The 20,468-nt window shown below is 71.9% G+C and carries 15 protein-coding genes and 1 riboswitch; of the genes, 12 read left to right on the top strand and 3 right to left on the bottom strand.

The window, feature by feature from the left end; translation table 11 throughout:
• Positions 1-103: 103 nt before the first annotated feature.
• The 8 genes from DEJ02_RS18015 to DEJ02_RS17980 all read left to right on the top strand — a co-directional run bounded on the left by DEJ02_RS18015 (position 104) and on the right by DEJ02_RS17980 (position 9,307).
• On the top strand, positions 104-1,108 hold the full coding sequence (locus DEJ02_RS18015) for an aldo/keto reductase family protein (RefSeq protein WP_071405490.1): 1,005 nt from the start codon (positions 104-106) through the stop codon (positions 1,106-1,108).
• Positions 1,109-1,325: 217 nt separating this feature from the next.
• Complete coding sequence (locus DEJ02_RS18010; protein ID WP_258320816.1) at positions 1,326-1,823, top strand: GtrA family protein; 498 nt, start codon at positions 1,326-1,328, stop codon at positions 1,821-1,823.
• Entirely contained in the window at positions 1,820-3,307 is a 1,488-nt protein-coding gene (locus tag DEJ02_RS18005; RefSeq protein WP_111034041.1) for a glycosyltransferase, read from the top strand. Before DEJ02_RS18010 ends, DEJ02_RS18005 begins: the two co-directional genes overlap by 4 nt.
• Positions 3,304-5,292 (top strand): glycosyltransferase family 39 protein, encoded by a 1,989-nt coding sequence (locus tag DEJ02_RS18000; RefSeq protein ID WP_111034040.1) that lies wholly within the window; start codon positions 3,304-3,306, stop codon positions 5,290-5,292. Before DEJ02_RS18005 ends, DEJ02_RS18000 begins: the two co-directional genes overlap by 4 nt.
• A 395-nt stretch (positions 5,293-5,687) precedes the next feature.
• The gene (locus DEJ02_RS17995) at positions 5,688-6,512 is read left to right on the top strand and encodes a DUF4397 domain-containing protein (protein ID WP_111111288.1); all 825 of its coding nucleotides are present in this window, start codon (positions 5,688-5,690) and stop codon (positions 6,510-6,512) included.
• Between the two features lie 99 nt (positions 6,513-6,611).
• The gene (locus tag DEJ02_RS17990; protein ID WP_111034038.1) at positions 6,612-7,766 is read left to right on the top strand and encodes a glycosyl hydrolase family 8; all 1,155 of its coding nucleotides are present in this window, start codon (positions 6,612-6,614) and stop codon (positions 7,764-7,766) included.
• Positions 7,763-8,467, top strand: a complete 705-nt coding sequence (locus DEJ02_RS17985) for a class F sortase (protein ID WP_146248585.1) — start codon at positions 7,763-7,765, stop codon at positions 8,465-8,467. The genes DEJ02_RS17990 and DEJ02_RS17985 overlap by 4 nt, the downstream gene beginning before the upstream one ends.
• Positions 8,468-8,512: 45 nt before the next feature.
• Positions 8,513-9,307 (top strand): polyprenol monophosphomannose synthase, encoded by a 795-nt coding sequence (locus DEJ02_RS17980; RefSeq protein ID WP_111024970.1) that lies wholly within the window; start codon positions 8,513-8,515, stop codon positions 9,305-9,307.
• 106 nt (positions 9,308-9,413) lie between these two features.
• Here the strand turns inward: DEJ02_RS17980 and treZ are convergent, their stop codons facing one another.
• From treZ to glgX, 3 genes are read right to left on the bottom strand one after another with little or no spacing between them, the layout of a single operon-like run.
• Positions 9,414-11,168 carry a malto-oligosyltrehalose trehalohydrolase gene (gene treZ, locus DEJ02_RS17975; protein WP_111034036.1) on the bottom strand — a complete coding sequence of 585 codons (1,755 nt, stop codon included), beginning with the start codon at positions 11,166-11,168 and terminating at the stop codon, positions 9,414-9,416.
• Positions 11,165-13,666: a malto-oligosyltrehalose synthase gene (gene treY / locus DEJ02_RS17970; RefSeq protein ID WP_111034035.1), complete on the bottom strand. Its 2,502-nt coding sequence runs from the start codon at positions 13,664-13,666 to the stop codon at positions 11,165-11,167. The genes treZ and treY overlap by 4 nt, the downstream gene beginning before the upstream one ends.
• Positions 13,663-15,894, bottom strand: a complete 2,232-nt coding sequence (gene glgX / locus DEJ02_RS17965) for a glycogen debranching protein GlgX (protein ID WP_111034034.1) — start codon at positions 15,892-15,894, stop codon at positions 13,663-13,665. The genes treY and glgX overlap by 4 nt, the downstream gene beginning before the upstream one ends.
• Before the next feature lie 128 nt (positions 15,895-16,022).
• Between glgX and DEJ02_RS17960 the strand changes: the two genes are divergently transcribed.
• From DEJ02_RS17960 to DEJ02_RS17945, 4 genes are all read left to right on the top strand, one after another.
• Positions 16,023-16,343, top strand: a complete 321-nt coding sequence (locus DEJ02_RS17960; RefSeq protein WP_027464636.1) for a hypothetical protein — start codon at positions 16,023-16,025, stop codon at positions 16,341-16,343.
• An 89-nt stretch (positions 16,344-16,432) separates the two neighbouring features.
• Positions 16,433-16,544: riboswitch (TPP riboswitch) on the top strand.
• On the top strand, positions 16,539-17,177 hold the full coding sequence (locus tag DEJ02_RS17955) for an ECF transporter S component (protein WP_027464637.1): 639 nt from the start codon (positions 16,539-16,541) through the stop codon (positions 17,175-17,177). It overlaps the preceding riboswitch by 6 nt.
• Positions 17,178-17,179: 2 nt before the next feature.
• Positions 17,180-19,744 carry an ATP-binding cassette domain-containing protein gene (locus DEJ02_RS17950; RefSeq protein WP_258378780.1) on the top strand — a complete coding sequence of 855 codons (2,565 nt, stop codon included), beginning with the start codon at positions 17,180-17,182 and terminating at the stop codon, positions 19,742-19,744.
• Positions 19,737-20,315, top strand: coding sequence for an ATP-binding protein (locus DEJ02_RS17945; RefSeq protein WP_258378779.1), 579 nt, complete (start codon positions 19,737-19,739; stop codon positions 20,313-20,315). The genes DEJ02_RS17950 and DEJ02_RS17945 overlap by 8 nt, the downstream gene beginning before the upstream one ends.
• Positions 20,316-20,468 lie beyond the last annotated feature (153 nt).

Below are 20,468 nucleotides of genomic sequence, written 5' to 3'. Positions count from 1 at the left end.
GACCTCGGACCCGCCCCACGCACGCATCCGTCCCACACACCCACCCCCGACAGGCACTCGCGGGACCCCTCACGTGCGCGCTCACTCCAGTAGCGTCGGCATCATGGAATTCAGGTACCTGGGCAACTCCGGACTCAAGATCTCCGAGATCACCTACGGCAACTGGCTGACGCACGGCTCGCAGGTCGAGAACGACGTCGCCACCCAGTGCGTGCGGGCAGCGCTCGACGCCGGCATCACCACGTTCGACACCGCGGACACGTACGCCAACACCGCCGCCGAGACCGTCCTCGGCGAGGCGCTCAAGGGCGAGCGGCGCCAGTCCCTCGAGGTCTTCACGAAGGTCTACTGGCCGACCGGCCCCAAGGGGCACAACGACGTCGGCCTCAGCCGCAAGCACATCATGGAGTCGATCGACGGCTCGCTCGAGCGACTGCAGACCGACTACGTCGACCTCTACCAGGCACACCGCTACGACTACGAGACCCCCCTCGAAGAGACGATGCAGGCCTTCGCCGATGTCGTCCGCCAGGGCAAGGCGCTCTACATCGGCGTCAGCGAGTGGTCTGCCGAGCAGATCCGCGCCGGTGCCGCACTGGCCAAGGAGCTCGGCTTCCAGCTCATCTCGAACCAGCCGCAGTACTCGATGCTGTGGCGGGTCATCGAGGGCGAGGTCGTCCCCGCCTCGAAGCAGCTCGGCCTGTCGCAGATCGTCTGGTCGCCCATCGCGCAGGGCGTCCTGACCGGCAAGTACAAGCCGGGTCAGCCCCTGCCCGAGGGTTCGCGTGCCACGGACGAGAAGGGCGGCGCGGACATGATCAAGCGGTTCATGCGCGACGAGGTCCTCGAAGCCGTGCAGCGCCTGCAGCCCGTCGCCGACCAGGCCGGCCTCACGCTCGCGCAGCTCGCGATCGCGTGGACCCTGCAGAACGAGAACGTCGCGAGCGCCATCGTCGGCGCCTCGCGTCCGCAGCAGGTCACCGACAATGTGAAGGCCGCCGGCGTCAAGCTCGACGCGGACGCCCTCGCGGCGATCGACGAGGCACTCGGCGACATCCCGGAACGGGACGCGTCGAAGAACGTGTCCCCGTCGTCGCGCCCCGCGTAGACGCAACCGACCGACGGACGGGAGGCCCGGTGCCAGCTGGCACCGGGCCTCCCGTCCGTCGTCCCCGCGCCCCTGACCACCGCAGCTGACGGATCGTCAAGATGAACGGCATGTGTCGCGCATCTGGCAGAGGCCTGGCAAGTCGCGTACCCCGCCCAAACCACCCAGCCACGCCCCCCGAATCGGGGGCATGACCCGAACTCGTACCCCCGTTCTGGTGTCACCCGACACCGGTGCGGTGCGGACCGTGCGCCCTGGCACGGTCCCGCGCCTGCTCGCCACCGCGAGGCAACTCGCGTCGTTCGGCACCATCGGTGCCGTCTGCTTCGTCATCGACCTGGGTGTCTACAACCTGCTCCGCGCCACCGTCATGTCGGACGGTCCCATCGCCGCGAAGATCGTGTCGGCCATCGTGGCGACCTCGGTCGCGTGGCTCGGCAACCGCTTCATCACCTTCCGTTCCCAGCGCCAGACCGGCCGCCGCGAGACCGTCCGCGAGGGGTTGCTCTTCGCTGCCACGAACCTCGTCGGCCTCGGCATCGCCGCTGCCTGCCTGTTCGTCTCGCACTACGTCCTCGGCTTCACGTCCACCCTCGCCGACAACGTCGCCGGCAACGGCGTCGGCCTCGTCCTCGGCACCGCGTTCCGGTTCGCCGCGTACAAGGCCCTCGTCTTCCGGTCCACCGACACACGTCCGAAGGGGTTCCCCGAATGACCATCTCAGCCGTGTTGCTGACGGCCGCTGGGCCGCTGCTCCAGCCCGACGAACGCCCCGGCACGACCGGGGACGTCCCGAACCGCGGGACCACGGACGTGCCGACGGGAGGCTCGGGGCAGCTCCCACAGGCCGCCTGGTCGCTGGGCGAGTGGCTCGGCTACTCGACCCTCATCGCCCTCTCCGTGCTGCTCACGATCATCGCGTTGACCACCCTCTGGTGGATGCTGCACGCCTGGCGCTCGCGGGACGCGCTGAAGTCCACCAGCTTCAGCCAGACCCCGCGTCCGGCGACGCACCGGTTCACGCTCCTGGTGCCCGGTCGGCACGAGCAGGACGTGATGGGGCAGACGCTCGACATGCTCGCGACCCAGGACCACCCCGACTTCGAGATCATCGCGATCGTCGGGGAGGACGACCCGGAGACCGACGCCGTCGTGCGTGCTGCGGCGGCTCGGCACCCCTCCCTGATCAAGGTCGTGGTGGACGACACCCTGCCGAAGAACAAGCCGAAGGCGATGAACCTGGCGCTGCAGCACGCGACGGGTGACATCGTCGGGGTGTTCGACGCGGAGGACGAGGTCTACCCGCGGCTGCTCTCCCTCGTCGACTCGCGGTTCCAGGAGACCGACGCCGACGTGGTGCAGGGCGGCGTCCAGCTCATGAACTTCCGGTCGAGCTGGTGGTCGCTCCGGAACGTCCTGGAGTACTACTTCTGGTTCCGCTCGCGCCTGCACTTCCACGCCGGGTCCAAGTTCATCCCGCTCGGAGGCAACACCGTCTTCGTGACCCGCTCCCGCCTGGAGTGGTCGAACGGCTGGGACGCGCACTGCCTCGCCGAGGACTGCGAGCTCGGCGTGCGGCTCTCCGCCGACGGCGCGAAGGTCGTCGTCGCCTACAGCCCCGAGGCCGTCACCCGCGAGGAGACCCCGCCGACCTTCGCCTCGCTGCTCAAGCAGCGCACGCGGTGGAACCAGGGCTTCCTGCAGGTGCTGGGCAAGGGGGAGTGGAAGAAGCTGCCGTCCTTCCGGCAGCGGTTCTTCGCCCGCTACATGCTCACGATGCCGTTCATCCAGGCGGCCACCGGGCTGCTCATCCCGCTGAGCGTCCTGATGATCCTGTTCGTCAAGGTGCCGACGGCGATCGCCCTGGTGTCGTTCATCCCGGTCGCACCGACGCTGATGCTGCTCGCCGTCGAGATCGTCGGGCTGAACGAGTTCGGCCGACTGTACGGCGAGAAGGTCCGGCTCCGCGACTACGTGCGGCTCGTGCTCGGCCTGGTGCCGTACCAGGTGTTCCTCGCCGCCGCGGCGGTCCGCGCAGTCGTCCGGCACGCCAAGGGCCAGAACGGGTGGGAGAAGACCGAGCACACCGGCCAGCACCGCAACGGACAGGTGGTCGGCTTCGCCTCGGACCTCGACGGATCGGGCGCAGCGTCGTCCGACCGTGCGTTCGCCGGCACCACCACGGGAGGCACCCGATGACCGCCAGCATCACCGACACCACGGGCATCCCGATCCGTGGTGGCGCCACCGCCCACCGCACCGGCATCGGGGCGTGGTTCCGCCGGCACGCAGCCAGCCTGACGTGGTTGCTGCCCGTCGTCGCGGTGACCGTGCTCGTCCAGGCCTGGAACATGTCGGGCACACCGCAGCGCATCGACGACGAGGGGACGTACACCGCCCAGGCGTGGGCGATCACGAACCTCGGCGAGCTCACCCACTACACCTACTGGTACGACCACCCGCCGCTCGGATGGATCCAGATCGCCGGGTACACCGGGCTGACCGGGGCGTTCGCGCGGTACCCCTTCGCGGTGGAGGCCGGGCGCGAGGCCATGGTGTTCTTCTCCGCCGTCTCGAGCATCCTGCTGTTCGTCCTGGCCCGACGGCTCGGTGCCGGACGGATTACCGCGGCCGCGGCCGGACTCGTCTTCGCGCTGTCACCGCTCGCGCTGCAGTACCACCGCACCGTGTACATCGACAACGTCGCGACGCCCTGGCTGCTCGCCGCGTTCGTCCTCGTGCTGAGCCGTCGCCAGCAGCTCGCCGGGTTCGCCGGTGCCGCTGCCTGCCTCGGCATCGCCGTGCTGTCCAAGGAGACCTACCTGCTCGCGCTGCCGTTCCTCATCTGGATGGCCGTGCGTCGCGCCGACAAGAGCACCCGCCGGTACACGCTCAGCGTCGCCGGGGCCGTGCTCGTGCTGATCGGCGGCGGGTACCTGCTGCTCGCCGCGGTGAAGGGCGAACTCGTTCCGGGTGCCGGGCGGGTCAGCCTGTGGGAGGGCGTCACCTACCAGCTCGGTTCGCGGACCGCTTCCGGATCGGTGTTCGACGGGGGCAGCCTGGCGAACGAGGCCGCCGCGCAGTGGTGGGCACTCGACCCGGTGTTCATCGTGCTCGGCTCGGTCGCCGCCGTCGTCGGGCTGTTCCTGCGCCGGGTCCGACCGATCGCCGCGATGCTCGTGTTCCTGCTCGCGGTGATGTTCCGGCCGAACGGGTACCTGCCGGTGCCGTACGTCATCATGCTCATCCCGTTCGCGGCGCTCCTCGTCGCGTACACCGCCGAGCGTGCCGTCCTGACGATCGCCGGTCGGGTCCACACCCGGAGCCGGTTCGGCCCGAGGGCACGGCGCGGCCTCGGCATCACCTGGGCCGTCGTCACGGCTGCGGCGCTCGTCGTCGCGGTGCCGCTGTGGGGGACCCAGCTGCGCGGGTTCCTGCTCGGCAACCTCGACCTGCCCATGCAGCAGGCCGAGCAGTGGGTGGGCGACAACGTGCCGAAGTCCTCGCGTCTGCTGGTCGACGACGCCATGTGGGTCGACCTGGTGGACGACGGCTTCGCCCGGAACAACGTCGTCTGGTACTACAAGCTCGACACCGACGGAGCGGTGGAACGGCAGTCCCCGAACGGCTGGAAGGACTCGGACTACGTCATCACGACGGACTCCATGCGCACGGGCGGCAACTCGTCCACCGACGTGCGGCAGGCGATCGAGAACTCCACGGCCGTCGCGACCTTCGGCACCGGTGACCAGCAGGTCGAGGTCCGCCGGATCCACGCCGAGGGAGCCAGTGCTGCCGAGACCGCGATCACCCGGGCCACCGACGTCCGGAAGACCCTGGGGACCGAGCTCGCCTCGAACCCGGCCCTGCGTGCGGACGACGGCACGAAGTCGCAGTTCCGCGCCGGACAGGTCGACTCGCGGGCGATGATCGCGCTCGGCCAGGTGCTCGCCGACCAGGACGTACGGGTCGACCGGTTCACCCCGCGCACCGGGGAGACCGGCCAGCCGTTCCGCACCGTCGTCCTGCACACGAGCGACGACGCCTCGGCAGCACGGGTCGCTCGGACCTTCGACGCCATGTCCCAGGCGTTCCGGCCGGACTCGGTCGAGCGCGAGGGAGCACGGCTCACGGTGACGTACGCCCCGGCCGACCCGACGACGACCGCGACGAGCGCCTCGTGACCCGCGATCGCTCGGCCGAGTGGGAGCTGGCCGAGCTGGCGTCCGGCGAGCGGGCGTCCCGCGAGCCGGCGTCCCGCGAGCGGGCGAAATGCCCGGAGGGCTCCGGCGCGGGCCCCGGCATTTCGCCCTCTCGCGGGGGCGGCCGCGGAACCGTTCCCCGCGAACACGTCGGGGCGGAGCGCCCGTTGGACGAGCGGGCGAAATGCCCGGAGGGCTCCGGCGTGGACCCCGGCATTCCGCCCGCTCGTCCGGAGGCCCACACGACCCGCACGACCCGCACGAACCGCACGACCCGCACGGCCCGCACGGCCCGCACGACCCACACGAACCGCACGGCCCGCACCTCGACACGACACCCGCACGCCAACCGCACCTCGACCCGAAGGAGCACCATCATGACCGCACGCACCACGAACCGCCGCCGCACCGTCGTCGTCGGAGCGCTCGCCGCCACACTCGTCGCCGCGACGGTCGGGCTCGCCGCCCCGCAGACCGCCTCCGCCGCGACGGCCGACCAGGGCTGGCTCCGCGTCGGACACCTGTCGCCGGACACGAAGGGCGTCGACGTCGAACTGTCCAGCCTTGCCGGGGGCAAGACCGTCTTCGAACTCGACGACGTCACCTACGGCCAGGTCAGCCCGTACGAGAAGCTGCCGGTCGGCACCTACGTCCTGTCGATGCGCGCCGCCGACGCCCCGCGTTCCACCCCGGTCATCTCCACCGACGTCACCGTGCAGAAGGGCGACGCCAGCACCGTCGTCGCCTACGGCAAGAACGACGGGCTCAAGACGACCGCGTTCACCGACGACCTGCAGCAGCCCGGCGACGGCAAGGCGAAGCTCCGGCTCGTCCAGGCCGCCACCACCGCGAAGCGCGTCGACGTGCAGACCTCCGACGGCACCCCGATCGCCGAGGACGCCACCTTCGGCAGCGCCACCAAGTACGCAACGGTCGACGCCGGCAAGTGGTCGCTCGACGTCTCCGGCAGCGGCCAGCGGGGCACCGCCAAGGTCGATCTCGCCGGCAACACGGTCTCGACCCTGTTCGTCCTCGACGACAGCAAGGGCAATCTGACGGTCGTGCCCGTGACGGACGCCGCGGCGACCGCCGCCACCCCGTCCGGCGGTGTGCAGACCGGCGGTGGCGGCGCAGCCGCCGACCGACCGGTGACCGAGGCGGTCCACGCGGCCGTCGCGATGCTCCGTTCGCTGTTCCGCTGACGCCCCGGACTGGAGGCGCGGATCACGTGCGCTGAACGGCCCACGTGATCCGTGCCTCCCCTTCGACCCCCCCCACCATCCCCGGAGAGGCAGGCCAGCATGACCCGCAGGACCTGGATACCGGTCGCCGCTGTGGCGGCGGTCCTCGTCGCCGTCGTCGTCGCGATCGTCGCCGTCCGCCCCTGGTCGTCGAGCACCACGACCGCCGCTCGCGGCACGGCGACCCCGACCTCGACCACCGCGCCCGACGGGGCGCGCTCACCGCAGCAGCTGCGGTCGGCGTTCCTGGACCGCTACGTCGAGGGCGGTCGCGTCGTCCGCACCGACCAGGGCGGTGACACCGTCAGCGAGGGGCAGGCGTACGGCTTGCTCATCGCCTACGCGAACGACGACCGTGCGCGCTTCGACGCGATCTGGGAGTGGACGAAGGACCACCTGCTCACGGGCGACGACCTGCTGGCGTGGCGGTGGACGTCCGACGAGGGCGTCGCCGACGAGCAGTCCGCGAGCGACGCCGACCTCGACGCTGCCCGTGCGCTCGTGCTCGCGGGGAAGGCCTGGGACGACGACCGGTACACCGCCGCTGGCAAGCGCATCGCGGCGGCGATCCTCCAGCACGAGACGGCCCGGACGGACCTCGGCACGATCCTGCTGCCCGGACCCTGGGCGGATCAGGAGCCCTACAGCTACAACACGTCGTACGCGTCGCCCGCGGCCTTCTCGGTGCTGGCGGACGCCACCGGGGACGACCGCTGGAACGCGCTGAACCGGGGTTCCCGCGCCGTGACGGCCGCCGTGCTGGACGCCACCGACCTGCCCAGCGACTGGTCCCAGGTGCACACCGACGGGTCGGTGGACCCGATGCCGGCCGTCGGTGGCGACGGGCAGGTGCTCTACGGCTACGACGCGATGCGGACGCCGCTCCGGTACGCCGAGGCGTGTTCGGCGCCCGACCGGGAGCTCGCGGCGGCGCTCGCGCCCACGCTCGGACGGACGACGCGCCTCGCCTCGCAGCTCGACCTCGGTGGCACCCCGGTGACGCAGGACACGAACGCGCTGGCCTACACCGCGCGGGCCGCGGCCGAGCAGGCCGCCGGTTCCTCCCGTGCGGCTGCCGCCGACCTCGAGCGGGCCGACCGTACCGCGGCGACCACACCGACCTACTACGGCGACGCCTGGTTGGCCATCGGTTCGACCATGCTGACCTCCGACGTGCTCGGGGGATGCGCCAGCGACGGGGGAGGCGGCTCGTGAGCGGCCGTCGGAGCGCCGGGCGCGTCTCGGCCGTCCGGCGCCGAGGCGTGGTGATCGGTGCCGTGGTCGCCGCCGTCGTGGTGGTCGGGGGCGTGGCCGGGGTGGCGGTCGCGTCGACCGTCGGCGGTGGCGCGTCGTCCCCGCCGCAGTCCTCGTCGTCTCCGTCGCAGTCGTCGTCGTCCTCGTCCTCTTCTTCGTCCTCGGGCTCCGGCACCGACGGGTTCCAGGACCCGGCCGCACCCGAGGCCCGCTCGACGGCCACCCCGGTCAGCGTGTCGATCCCGGCCATCGGCGTGCGGTCGTCGCTCGAGGACCTGCACCGCGGTGCTGCCGGAGAACTCGACCCGCCCGTCGACTGGGACAGCGCGGGCTGGTTCAGCGACGGGATCGTCCCCGGCGAGGTCGGCCCCGCCGTCATCGCCGGTCACGTCGACAGCCCGACGAGCGCCGCGGTGTTCTTCCGGCTCGACGAACTGGTCGCCGGCGACGAGGTCCACGTCCGGATGTCCGACGGCACCACCCGCACCTTCACCGTCGACCGTTCCGAACGCGCCGCCAAGTCGGCGTTCCCGACGAGCGACGTCTACGGCCCCACCCCCACCCCGCAACTCCGACTCATCACCTGCGACGGCACGTTCGACACCGCCACCGGGCACTACACGGACAATCTGATCGTGTTCGCAGACCTCTCGTCGGATTGACCCACCAAGCCAGCGATACATTCGACTGCGAGCACGAGGAGCACCATGAGCGAGACCCTGGTCATCATCCCGACCTACGACGAAGCCGAGAACGTCCGGCCGATCGTCGAGCGCACGTTGGCCGCGACCGACGACTCCGTGCACGTGCTCGTCGTCGACGACAACTCACCCGACGGCACCGGCGACATCGCGGACGCGATCGCCCGCGAGACCGGTCGGGTGCACGTCATGCACCGCACCGTCAAGGACGGCCTGGGCGGCGCCTACCTGTCCGGCTTCGCGTGGGGCCTGGAACACGGCTACGCCAAGCTCGTCGAGATGGACGCCGACGGCTCCCACCACCCCGAGTACCTGCCCTGGATGCTCGAGCTCGCCGACTCGAACGACCTGGTGCTCGGCTCCCGGTGGATCAAGGGCGGCAAGGTCGAGAACTGGCCCTGGTACCGCCTCCTGCTCTCCCGCGGGGGCAACCTGTACACCCGCCTCGCCCTGGGCATCGCGGTGCGCGATGCGACCGGCGGGTTCCGGGTGTTCACCTCGCGGGCGTTCGAGCGGATCGACCTCGCCGGGGTCGCGTCGAAGGGGTACTGCTTCCAGGTGGACCTGTGCTGGCGTGCCCTCGAGGCGGGTCTCCGGGTCGTGGAGACCCCGATCACGTTCACCGAGCGGGAGTTCGGCGTCTCGAAGATGAGCGGCAACATCGTGCGCGAGAGCCTGGCGCTCGTGACGAAGTGGGGCATCGACCGCCGGATCCGCGAGACCCGCTCCCTGGTGAAGGACCACCGCAAGCTGCCGTCCGTGCGGAAGAACGCACACGCGGTCGCCGACCACGCGGGCTGAGACCGCGAACGCACGGACGCCTGAACGCAGGAACGGCGACGGACCCAGGGGGTTCGTCGCCGTTCGTGTGTGCTGCCAGCGGGTGGCTCGCGCAGCCCGCGGTCGGCTAGCGCAGCACGACCACGCCGCGGCCGCGGAACCGGACGACGCCGGCATCGACCTCGGTCGCGCCGAAGCCGTAGAGCTCCTCGCCCACGGCGTCGGGCACCGGGACCTCGGCTGCGTCGTCGGCGAAGTTCACCACGACGTGCACCGGCGCCACGTCGGGACCGAGCAGCCCGCGCGTGAGCACGAGCCAGCGGCGGTCCTCGCTGAAGCGGACGGCGTTCGCCTCGTAGCGGTGGTCGACGAACGCCTGGTCGGTGCGCCGCAGGGCGATGAGCACCCGGTAGGCACGCAGGATCGCCGCGCCGCGCTCCGAGCTGACGTCGGCCCAGTCGAGCTTGGAGTTGGTGAACGTCGTCGGGTCCTGCGGGTCCGGCACCGCTGACTCGTCCCAGCCGTGCTCGGCGAACTCGGCGATGCGCCCTTCTGCGGTGGCCTTGCCGAGCTCGGGCTCCGGGTGCGAGGTGAAGAACTGCCACGGCGTCGAGGCCGCGAACTCCTCGCCCATGAACAGCATCGGCGTGAACGGCCCGAGCAGGGTCAGGGCCGCGGCGATCACGAGCCCCTCGTCGTCGAGCGTCGCGGCGAGCCGGTCGCCGGCGGCGCGGTTGCCGATCTGGTCGTGGTTCTGGTTCGCGACGACCAGGGCCGTCGCCGGGGAGGTCCCGCGGTCGATCGGCCGGCCGTGCCGCTTGCCGCGGAACGACGACCAGGTGCCGTCGTGGAAGAAGCCGTCCTCGAGCACCTTCGCCAGCGCCGACAGCGGGGCGAAGTCGGCGTAGTAGCCGTTCGTCTCGCCGGTGAGCGCCACGTGCACGGCGTGGTGGAAGTCGTCCGACCACTGCCCGGCGAGGCCGTACCCGGCGGCCTCGCGCGGCCGGAACATCACCGGGTCGTTGAGGTCGGACTCCGCGATGAGCGACAGCGGACGGCCGATGAAGGACGAGTAGGCGTCGGTCTCGTCGGCCATCGACGCCAGCACGTGCGGGCGGGTGGTGTCGCGGATCGCGTGCACGGCGTCGAGCCGCAGCCCGTCGACGTGGTGGTCGCGGAACCACATGCGCACGTTGTCGAGCACGTACCGGCGGACCTCGGGGTGCTCGACGTTCACCGAGTCACCCCAGGTGTTGCCGAGCCCGGCCAGCAGGTACGGGCCGTACAGCGGCAGGTAGTTGCCGCTCGGTCCGAGGTGGTTGTAGACGACGTCCTGGATGACCCCGAGCCCCAGCGCGTGCGCCGTGTCGACGAACCGGTCGTAGGCGTCCGGGCCGCCGTACGGGGCGTGCACGGAGAACCAGCCGACCCCGTCGTAGCCCCAGTTCCACTCGCCGTTCACGGCGTTGACGGGGAGCAGCTCGACGAACTCGACCCCGAGCTCGACCAGGTGGTCCAGCTTCTGGGCGGCGGCGTCGAGCGTGCCCTCGGGCGTGTAGGTGCCGATGTGCATCTCGTAGATCACGGCGCCGCGGGCCGGGCGTCCGGTCCACGACTCGTCGGTCCACGCGAACCGTGCGGGGTCGACGACCTCGGACGGGCCGTGCACGCCCTCGGGCTGGTACCGGCTGCGCGGGTCCGGTCGGACCGCGTCGTCGTCGCCGATGCGGAACCCGTAGCGTGCGCCGACGACCGGCATCACGGCGTCGGTGGACCACCAGTCGTCGTCGCCCTTGGTGAGCGGGTACTCGACGTCGTCGACGACGAGCCGGACCCGGTCCGGCTCGGGCGCCCAGACGGCGTAACGGTCGGGTGCGGTCATGCGTGACCCTCCAGGATGTCGATCTCGGCCTGCGCGTCGGTCTCGGTGGCGTCCGTCGTGCGGTCGGCGGCGGGCCGGGAGGCACCGCTCGCGTCGGTCACGGCGGTCACCGCGTCGGCGTGGCCGGCTGCACCGACCGCGTCGGCGGGCACGAGGAGTGCGACCGGGTAGGTGGTGAGCAGGTCGGCCAGCGGGATCCCGCGGTCGGCGGGGACGTGTCGGCCGGTGAGCAGGTCGATGCGCTCGACGGGGACGGCGTGCACCAGCGTGTCGCCCCAGCCGCCGACCCGGTCGAGGCCGATCGGCAGACGCGTCGCGATCGTCACGGCACCGCCGCGGTCGAACGCGATGACGTGGTCGGCCGCGCTGCCGGTGGCTTCGAGCTCCAGGTACCGGGTGAACAGCTCCGGGTGGTCCCGACGGATGCGCAGTGCGCGGGTCGTGACCAGGAGCTTCGCGGCACCGTCGATGCCGATGGCCGGCAGGTCCTCGGGGCCGTCGTCGTCCGGGCCGTCGAGCTCGGCGAGCACGTGGCGCCGCTCGGCGTAGTCGACCGGACGACGGTTGTCGGGGTCGACGAGCGAGCGGTCCCAGAACTCGGTGCCCTGGTAGACGTCGGGGACGCCCGGGGCGGTGAGCTGGACGAGCTTCTGGGCGAGACCGTTCGACCACCCCGCGGCGTCGATCTGCTCGTCGAGGGCGTCGAGCACGGTGACCACGTCCGGGTCGTCGAACGCGGCGTCGACGATCGCGTGCATCTGCTGCTCGAACGCCTCGTCGGGCTCGGTCCAGGTGGTGCTGTCACCGGCTTCGCGGGAGGCCTTCTCGGCGTAGGCGTGCAGACGCTCACGGCTGGCGGGCCGGGCGCCGACGATCGCCTGCCAGAGCAGGTCGGCGAACACGCGGTCCTGCAACGGCACGAGCGACTGCAGACGCTCGAGCGTGGCGGCCCACTCGTCGCCGAGCTCGGCCAGCACGGCGATGCGGGCGCGGGTGTCCTCGCTGCGCTTGGTGTCGTGGGTGGTGAGCGTCGTCATGGTGTGCGGCCAGCTGCCGAGCCGTTCGCGCTGTGCCTGGTGGAAGTCCGCCACCGAGACCGCGAAGACGCTCGGGTCGCCGCCGACCTCGCTCAGGGACGACAGGCGCGAGGTGCGGTAGAACGCCGTGTCCTCGACGCCCTTCGCCATCACCATGCCGCTGGTCTGCTGCAGTCGGACCGCCGCGGCGTTCGTCGGGTCGACGAGTGCCGGTGCGATCCGGTCGATGACGTCGTCGAGGTCCGGGCGGGCCTCGGCGGCGCGCTCGAGCGCGGTGATGAGGTGGTGGGCGCCCTCGGGCAGGTACGTGCGGTACACGTCGAACGAGGCCACGATCTCGGCGACCGCGTCGACGATCCGCTCGTGCGTGATCGTCTCCGTCGCGGAGCTCGGCGCGAGCAGGCGTGCGAGCCGCTCGACCTCACTGCCGAGGATGCCGTCCGCGATGCCCCGTCGGGTGTCGTGCGTGAGCTGCTGCCATTCGGTCGGTTCGGCGCCCGACGCCGCGGTCAGCGCCTGCTCGCCCGCGGGGTCGACGAACACGCGGTCGAGCACCCCGAGGGCGTCGTACCCGGTGGTGCCGTCGACCGGCCACGAGCTCGGCAGCTGCTCGCCGGGCTCGAGGATCTTCTCGACGAGGGTGTAGGCCCCGCCGGTCAGCTCCGCCAGGTCCTGCAGGTAGCCCGCCGGGTCGTACAGCCCGTCCGGGTGGTCGATGCGCAGTCCGTCGACGAGTCCGTCGCGGAACCAGCCGCCGATGACCCCGTGCGAGGCCGCGAAGACCTCGGGCTCCTCGACCCGGATCGCCGCGAGGGTGTTCACCGCGAAGAACCGGCGGTAGTTCAGGTCGTGGTCAGCACGCTTCCAGTGCACGAACGCGTAGTGCTGGCGGTCGTGGACGGTCTCGACGGTGTCGCCGTCGTGCACCGTCCCGGGTGCGGTGGGGTAGGCGGTCTCGCCGACGCGGAGCACCGGACGCTGGGCGTCGGAGGTGTCGAGCGTGATCGCCTCGAGCAGCCGGTCGTCGAGCACGGGGACCCGGAGCTTGCCGTCGCCGGCCTCCCAGTCCACGTCGAAGGCCCACGCCACGGGGGAGCCCTGCCCGAGTTCGAGCAGGGACCACCACCACGGGTTCGACTCGGGGGTCGCGACGCCGACGTGGTTCGGCACCACGTCGACGATGACCCCGAGCCCGACGGCGTGCGCGGCCTCGGCCAACGCCCGCATCGCCTGGTCGCCACCACGGTCGGTGTCGACCCGCGTGTGGTCGACCACGTCGTAGCCGTGGTTCGACCCGGACTCGGCCTGCAGCACCGGCGACAGGTACAGCCAGTCGGCGCCGAGGTCGTGCACGTAGTCGACCAGGTCGCGTGCAGCGTCGAGGTCGAAGTCGGCCGAGACCTGCAGCCGGTACGTCGACGCGGGGACGCGGTTCGCGGCGCCGGGCGTTCCGGCGGTCATCGGGCGGTTCCGCTCGGTGCGGTGGAACCGGCCGGGTTCACCGGGGTGACGGCGTCCTGCGGGGCGTCCGGTTCGGGGGCGCCGTCCTGCTCGGCGTCGACCGGGGTGCTCGTGACCTCGTGGTCGGGCTCCGCACGCAGCACGATCATCGACCGGGCGGGGACGTCGAGCGGGGTACCCGCGTCGAGCACCTCGTCGCGGGCACCGGGGTCGGCGGTGTCGATCCGGACGGTCCAGCCGGGGGAGTACTCCTCGGGCGGGAGCGTGAACGTCACGACGTCGTCGTGGGCGTTGAAGTACGTGATGAAGCCGACGTCGGTGACGCGCTCACCGCGGGCGTCGCGTCCGCGGATGCCCTCGCCGTTCAGGTACATGCCGACGCTCTTGCCGAAGCCGGAGTCCCAGTCCTCGGGGTCCATCGCTTCGCCCGAGGGGGTCAGCCACACCACGTCGGGCAGCGGCTCGCCCTCGCCACGGCGGACCGGACGGCCGTTGAAGTACCGGGTCCGGCGGAACGTGGGGTGGTCGTGCCGCAGCTTCACCACGTCGGCGGTGAACTGGACGAGGTCTTCGTCCGCGCTGTCCCAGTCGATCCAGCTGAGCTCGGAGTCCTGCGCGTAGACGTTGTTGTTGCCGGACTGCGACCGGCCGAGCTCGTCGCCGTGCGCGATCATCGGCACCCCCTGGCTCAGGAGCAGGGTCGCCAGGAAGTTCCGGCGACGCTGCAGCCGCAGGGCGTTCACGGACTCGTCGTCGGTCGGGCCCTCGGCGCCGGAGTTCCAGGACCGGTTGTGGCTCTCGCCGTCGTTGTTGTCCTCGCCGTTGGCCTCGTTGTGCTTCTCGTTGTAGGCCACCAGGTCGTACAGCGTGAAGCCGTCGTGCGCGGTGATGAAGTTGATGCTCGCCTTGGGCGTGCGGCCGTCGTGCTCGTACAGGTCGGCCGAGCCGGAGATCCGGGAGGCGAACTCGCCGAGCGTCGACGACTCACCGCGCCAGAAGTCACGGACGGTGTCGCGGTACTTGCCGTTCCACTCGGACCACTGGGGCGGGAAGTTGCCGACCTGGTAGCCACCGGGGCCGACGTCCCACGGCTCGGCGATGAGCTTGACCTGCGACACGATCGGGTCCTGCTGCACCAGTTCGAAGAAGGCCGACAGCCGGTCGACCTCGTAGAACTCGCGGGCGAGTGCCGAGGCGAGGTCGAAGCGGAACCCGTCGACGTGCATCTCGGTCACCCAGTAGCGGAGCGAGTCGAGGATGAGCTGCAGCGAGTGCGGGTGCCCGACGTTGAGCGAGTTCCCCGTGCCCGTGTAGTCCATGTAGAACTTCTTGTCGTCGTCGACCAGGCGGTAGTAGGCCGCGTTGTCGATGCCGCGGAACGACAGCGTCGGGCCGAGGTGGTTGCCCTCGGCGGTGTGGTTGTAGACGACGTCGAGGACGACCTCGATGCCGGCGCGGTGCAGCTCGCGCACCATCGTCTTGAACTCCTGGACCTGCTGGCCCTGGTCGCCCGACGACGAGTACGCCGAGTGCGGCGCGAAGAAGCCGATGGTGTTGTAGCCCCAGTAGTTCGACAGCCCCTTGTCCTGCAGGGTCGAGTCGTTCACGAACTGGTGGACCGGCATGAGCTCGAGCGTGGTGATGCCGAGGCGCTGCAGGTGCTCGATGACCGCGGGGTGGGCGACGCCGGCGTAGGTGCCGCGCTGCTCTTCCGGCACGTCCGGGTGGGTCTCCGTGAGCCCCTTGACGTGCGCTTCGTAGATGACGGTCTCGCCGTACGGCGTGCGCGGCGGACGATCCCCCTGCCAGTCGAAGAAGGGGTTGATCACGACGCCCTTCATCATGTGCGACGCGGAGTCCTCGTCGTTGGTCGAGTCCGGGTCGCCGAACGTGTACGAGAAGAGCGACTGGTCCCAGTCGATCTCGCCGCTCGTCGCCTTGGCGTACGGGTCGAGCAGGAGCTTCGACGGGTTGCAGCGCGCGCCGGAGTCCGGGTCGTACGGGCCGTGCACGCGGAACCCGTACTCCTGACCGGGGCCGATGTTGGGGAGGTACGCGTGCCAGACGTAGGCGTCCACCTCGAGCAGGCGGACGCATTCTTCGTTGCCGTCGGAATCGAACAGACAGAGTTCGACGCGCTCGGCGACCTCGGAGAACAGCGCGAAGTTCGTGCCGCTCCCGTCGTAGGTCGCCCCGAGCGGGTACGGGTTTCCGGGCCAGGTGTGCAAACGGTCCTCCAGGTGTGGGTGCGGCCAACATATCGGCGGCGCTCGTCCGCGTCCGCAGACAAGCCCCAGCTGTGGATGCGTGATGCGCCCCGCGGCCTGTGGAGGAACGGACGAGTAGCGTCGCGCGCATGGCCAACATCGTCTCGAAGATCGCAGACCAGGTCCGCCCGCTCGGGGTCTCCACGAACTACGGAGAACCCGTCGAGGTCGGCGACCAGACCCTCATCCCCGTGTCCGTCAGCTGGTTCGGCTTCGGTGGCGGCGGGGACGACGAGAACGGTGGCGGCGGTGGCGGCGGCCTGTCGGCCCCCGTCGGCGCCTACGTCCGCCGTCCGGGCAAGGACCTCGTGTTCGAGCCGAACCCGATCTCGCTGATCGTCGTGGGCATCCCCTTCGTGTGGGTGGCCGGGCGTGTCCTCCGCAAGCTGGTGCGCGCGCTCAAGAAGTGACCACCTGACGGACGGGAGGCCCGTGGCGACGCCGCCACGGGCCTCCCGTCCGTCTTGCCGTCACGCGGTCGCGACCGCGTCTAGACTGCTGGCACACACACGGGAGTCCGGGACCGCCGGGCTGAGAGGGAGCGATCGGCGCTCCGACCGTCGAACCTGATCCGGATCATGCCGGCGCAGGGAGGAGTCAGCAGCATGCCTTCAGGCACGTCCACAACCGTCACCACCGCTCCGCGGCGATCGCTGCGGTGGCGGGTCGTCGACATCGTCGTCGCGAGTGTCCTCGCGGTGGCCCTCGGGGTCGTCTTCCGGCTCTGGGAGTTCGGCTACGAACCCATCAGCGCCGTCATGGACCTCGTGCTCCCCGGCACGAAGGCCCTGTTCGGCGGGGTCTGGCTGCTCGCCGGCCCGATCGTCGCGATCGTCGTCCGCAAGCCCGGCGCCGCGCTCTACGGCGAGATGGTCGCCGCCTCGGTCGAGGCGTTGTTCGGCACCCAGTGGGGATGGCTCACGCTCGAGGCCGGGCTCGTCCAGGGCCTCGGCGCGGAGATCGTCCTCGCGCTGTTCCTGTACCGCGTCTACCGCCTGCCGGTCGTCGTGCTCGCCGGTGCCGCAGCCGGACTCGCGCTCGGCATCAACGACACCGTCCTCTGGTACCCGGGGCTCGACGTGGCCTTCAAGGTCGTCTACGTGATCTGCGCGGTCATCTCCGGTGCCGTGATCGCGGGGGCGGGATCGTGGCTCATCGTCCGGGCACTCGCCCGCACCGGGGTGCTGTCGTCCTTCGCGGCCGGCCGCGAGCACAGCCGCCGCGAACCCCGCGCCCTGGTGTGACCGTGCCCGCTCCGTCGGCGACGTCCCCTTCCACCGGCGGCGACGCCGGCGCAGGTGCCGGCGTCCGCGGGGCGCGCATCGTGTTCCGTGGATGGGGCTGGCGGTACCCGGAGCGCGATGCCTGGGCCGTCCGCGACGTCGACCTGACCGTCTCGCCTGGGGAGCGGGTCGCCGTCGTCGGGCCGTCCGGTGCCGGCAAGTCGACGCTCCTGCGAGCGGTCGCCGGCGTGCTCCCCGACGAGCCCGACGCCACCGACGACACCGCTGCTTCGGTGCAGGGGACACTCCTGGTCGACGAGGCCGACCCCCGCGCGGTCCGCGGGCGTGTCGGTCTCGTCATGCAGGACCCCGAGGCACACACGGTGATGTCCCGCGTCGGCGACGACGTGGCCTTCGGCTGCGAGAACGCCGGCGTCCCCCGCGACGAGACCTGGGACCGGGTGCGGTCTGCGCTCGACGTCGTCGGCCTCGACCTGCCGCTCGACCGCTCCACCGCGCAGCTGTCCGGTGGGCAGCGGCAGCGGTTGGCGCTCGCGGGCGTGCTCGCGATGCGGCCGGGTGCGCTCGTGCTCGACGAACCCTGCGCGAACCTCGACCCGGACGGCGTGGCGCAGGTGCACGACGCCGTCCGGGCGCTGCTCGACGAGACCGGGGCGACGCTGCTCGTGGTGGAGCACCGGATCGGCACCTGGCTGGACCTGGTCGATCGGCTCGTGCTGCTCGAACCGGGCGGCGGCGTGGTCGCGGACGGTCCGCCGGCTCAGGTGCTGGCGGACCACGGCGAGGCGCTCACGGCGGCCGGGGTCTGGGTGCCCGGTGTCGAGCCGGGGCGTGGTTCGGCGCGGGTGCGGCGTGCGCGCGGACGAGCGGGCGAAATGCCCGGGGCGTCCGGCGGGGCGACCGCGGCATTCCGCCCGCTCGGCGCGGGGGAACCTGGCGAGGGGGAGTTCGGCGTGGGGGAGCGTGACCAGGGGACAGCGGTACTGCTCGAAGCCCGGGGGCTCGGCACGGCACGGGGGAAGCAGCCGGTCGGGAACGGCATCGACCTCGGGCTCCGGGCCGGGCAGGTCCTCGCCGTCACCGGACCGAACGGCGTCGGCAAGTCGACGCTCGGGCTGACCCTCGCGGGCTTGCTCCCACCGGCAGCCGGTGAGCTCCGCGCCACGGACGCCCTCGCCGACGGCATCGGCACAGCCCCCCACGCCTGGACGAGCCGGGAACTCGCCGCCCGGATCGGCACGGTGTTCCAGGACCCCGAGCACCAGTTCGTCGCCCGCTCCGTCCGCGAGGAGATCGAGGCCGGCCCCCGAGCACTCGACGCGCCGGACGCCGCCGAACGAGCCACCGCGCTGCTCGACGAGTTCGGGCTCGCACACCTGGCCGACGCCAACCCCTTCACGCTGTCCGGGGGCGAACAACGACGGCTCGCGATCGCCTCGGTCATCGCGGCCCGGCCGCCGGTCGTCGTGCTCGACGAGCCGACCTCCGGGCAGGACCGTGCCACGTGGCAGGCCGTCGTCGGTCGGCTCGGGGCCCTCGCCGATGCCGGCACCGCGGTGGTGGCGGTCACCCACGACCGCGACCTCGTCCGGGCACTCGACGCCGACGAGGTCGTGCTCGGGCCGGACGGCGCCCGGTCCGTCGGGAGCGACCAGGGGCCGTCGAACGCGACCATCCCGGAGACCGGGCCGACAGTCGGAAGCCGCCCCGGGCCTCCAGACCGGATCGACACGGCCGACCGGACGGACGCGTCGGACGCGGCGGACGCGGCGGACGGAACCGACCGGACGAACCCCCTGCGACGACCGCTGCCGGCCCGCGCGACCGGCATCCCCGGCGTCCAGCCGGTCGCGTCGCTGATCGGTGTGCTCGCCCTCGGCGTCTGCCTGGTGCTCAGCCTCGACGTCGTCTCCGCCGCCGTCGCCCTGGCGTTCGAACTCGCGCTCCTGCCGCTCCTGCGCCTGCCGGTCCGGACCCTGCTGCTCCGACTCGCACCGGTGCTCCTCGCGGTCCCGCTGACGGCGGTGAGCATCGCGCTGTACGGCAGGCCCTCGGGGCGGGAGTGGTTCGACCTCGGGTTCGCACACGTCACCGACGGGTCGCTCACGCTCGCGTTGGCGACGGCGCTCCGGGTCCTCGCGGTGGGGGTGCCGGCCATCGCGCTCTTCGTGCGGGCCGACCCGACCGACCTGGCCGACGGGCTCGCGCAGGTGCTCCGGCTGCCCGCGCGCTTCGTGCTCGGCGCGCTCGCCGCCGTCCGGATGATGACCTTGCTCGTCGACGACTGGCGACAGCTCGCGATGGCGCGACGCGCGCGAGGGCTGGCCGACTCCGGACGGCTGCGACGTGGGGCGACCATGGCGTTCGCGCTGCTCGTGCTCGCGCTGCGGCGTGCGACGACGTTGGCGGTGGCGATGGAGTCACGGGGGTTCGGTGCTCACGGACGGCGGACCTGGGCGCGGGTCGCACGGTTCGCCGGGCCGGAGTGGGCGATGGTGGCGGCGCTGGTCGGCATCGGCGTGGTGTCGATCGCGGTCGCGGTGAGCATGGGGACGTGGCGTGCCTGACGCGGAGCGCGCAGCCGGCACGACGGGCGCGACGCGCACCACCGCCGGTGGTGACCTCGCCCCCGGTCTGGCCGCTGCTGCTGCCGGTGTCGCCGCTGCCACGGGCCGGCGCGCCGTCGTGCTCATCGACGGCCGGTCCGGCACGGGCAAGACCACCCTCGGAGCACAGGTCGCTGAGCAGCTCGGTGCGCAGCTCGTGCACCTGGACGACGTGTACCCGGGGTGGGACGGCCTGCGTGCGGCTGCCGACGCCGTGGTGACGGACGTCCTCGGAGCGCCGAGCGGGTACCGGCGCTGGGACTGGGTGGCCGATGCACCCGCGGACTGGACGTCGGTGGACCCCGACCAGCCGATCGTGGTCGAGGGCTGCGGGGCGTTGTCCCGGGCGTCGGCGCCGCTGGGGTCCCTGCGGGTGTGGCTCGAGGCCGACGACGCCGTGCGCTGGGACCGGGCGATCGGCCGCGACGGCGAGGTCTTCGCGCGCGAGTGGGACCGCTGGGCCGCGCAGGAGCGGGCCTTCATCGCCGCCGAGGACCCGGCCGCCCTGGCCGACGTGGTCCTGCGGACGTAGCGCGCGGGCCCGCGCCGCACCGCGGCGGCACGTGGCGGCACCGAGGATTCGCGCTGAGCGACACCTCACGGCCTCCGGAAGGCGAGAACTGTCGCCCAGCGCGAAACGTCAGCCCGCCGCGCCCGCGTCGCCCGCGCCCGCGCCCGCCGCGCC

This window comes from Curtobacterium sp. MCLR17_042 (genome assembly GCF_003234695.1).
In the GTDB taxonomy this organism is placed as follows: Bacteria; Actinomycetota; Actinomycetes; order Actinomycetales; family Microbacteriaceae; genus Curtobacterium; species Curtobacterium flaccumfaciens.
Note: the sequence above shows the minus strand (reverse complement) of the source record. Positions and strands in the feature narration are given on the sequence as shown.

Excerpts from the sequence above, each read along its gene's own strand:
- treY (WP_111034035.1), bottom strand. The coding sequence starts at position 13,666 with ATGACCGCCGGAACGCCCGGCGCCGCGAACCGCGTCCCCGCGTCGACG.
- DEJ02_RS18015 (WP_071405490.1), top strand. The coding sequence starts at position 104 with ATGGAATTCAGGTACCTGGGCAACTCCGGACTCAAGATCTCCGAGATC.
- DEJ02_RS17955 (WP_027464637.1), top strand. The coding sequence starts at position 16,539 with ATGCCTTCAGGCACGTCCACAACCGTCACCACCGCTCCGCGGCGATCG.
- DEJ02_RS18005 (WP_111034041.1), top strand. The coding sequence starts at position 1,820 with ATGACCATCTCAGCCGTGTTGCTGACGGCCGCTGGGCCGCTGCTCCAG.
- DEJ02_RS17960 (WP_027464636.1), top strand. The coding sequence starts at position 16,023 with ATGGCCAACATCGTCTCGAAGATCGCAGACCAGGTCCGCCCGCTCGGG.
- DEJ02_RS18000 (WP_111034040.1), top strand. The coding sequence starts at position 3,304 with ATGACCGCCAGCATCACCGACACCACGGGCATCCCGATCCGTGGTGGC.
- treZ (WP_111034036.1), bottom strand. The coding sequence starts at position 11,168 with ATGACCGCACCCGACCGTTACGCCGTCTGGGCGCCCGAGCCGGACCGG.
- DEJ02_RS17980 (WP_111024970.1), top strand. The coding sequence starts at position 8,513 with ATGAGCGAGACCCTGGTCATCATCCCGACCTACGACGAAGCCGAGAAC.
- DEJ02_RS17990 (WP_111034038.1), top strand. The coding sequence starts at position 6,612 with ATGACCCGCAGGACCTGGATACCGGTCGCCGCTGTGGCGGCGGTCCTC.
- DEJ02_RS17995 (WP_111111288.1), top strand. The coding sequence starts at position 5,688 with ATGACCGCACGCACCACGAACCGCCGCCGCACCGTCGTCGTCGGAGCG.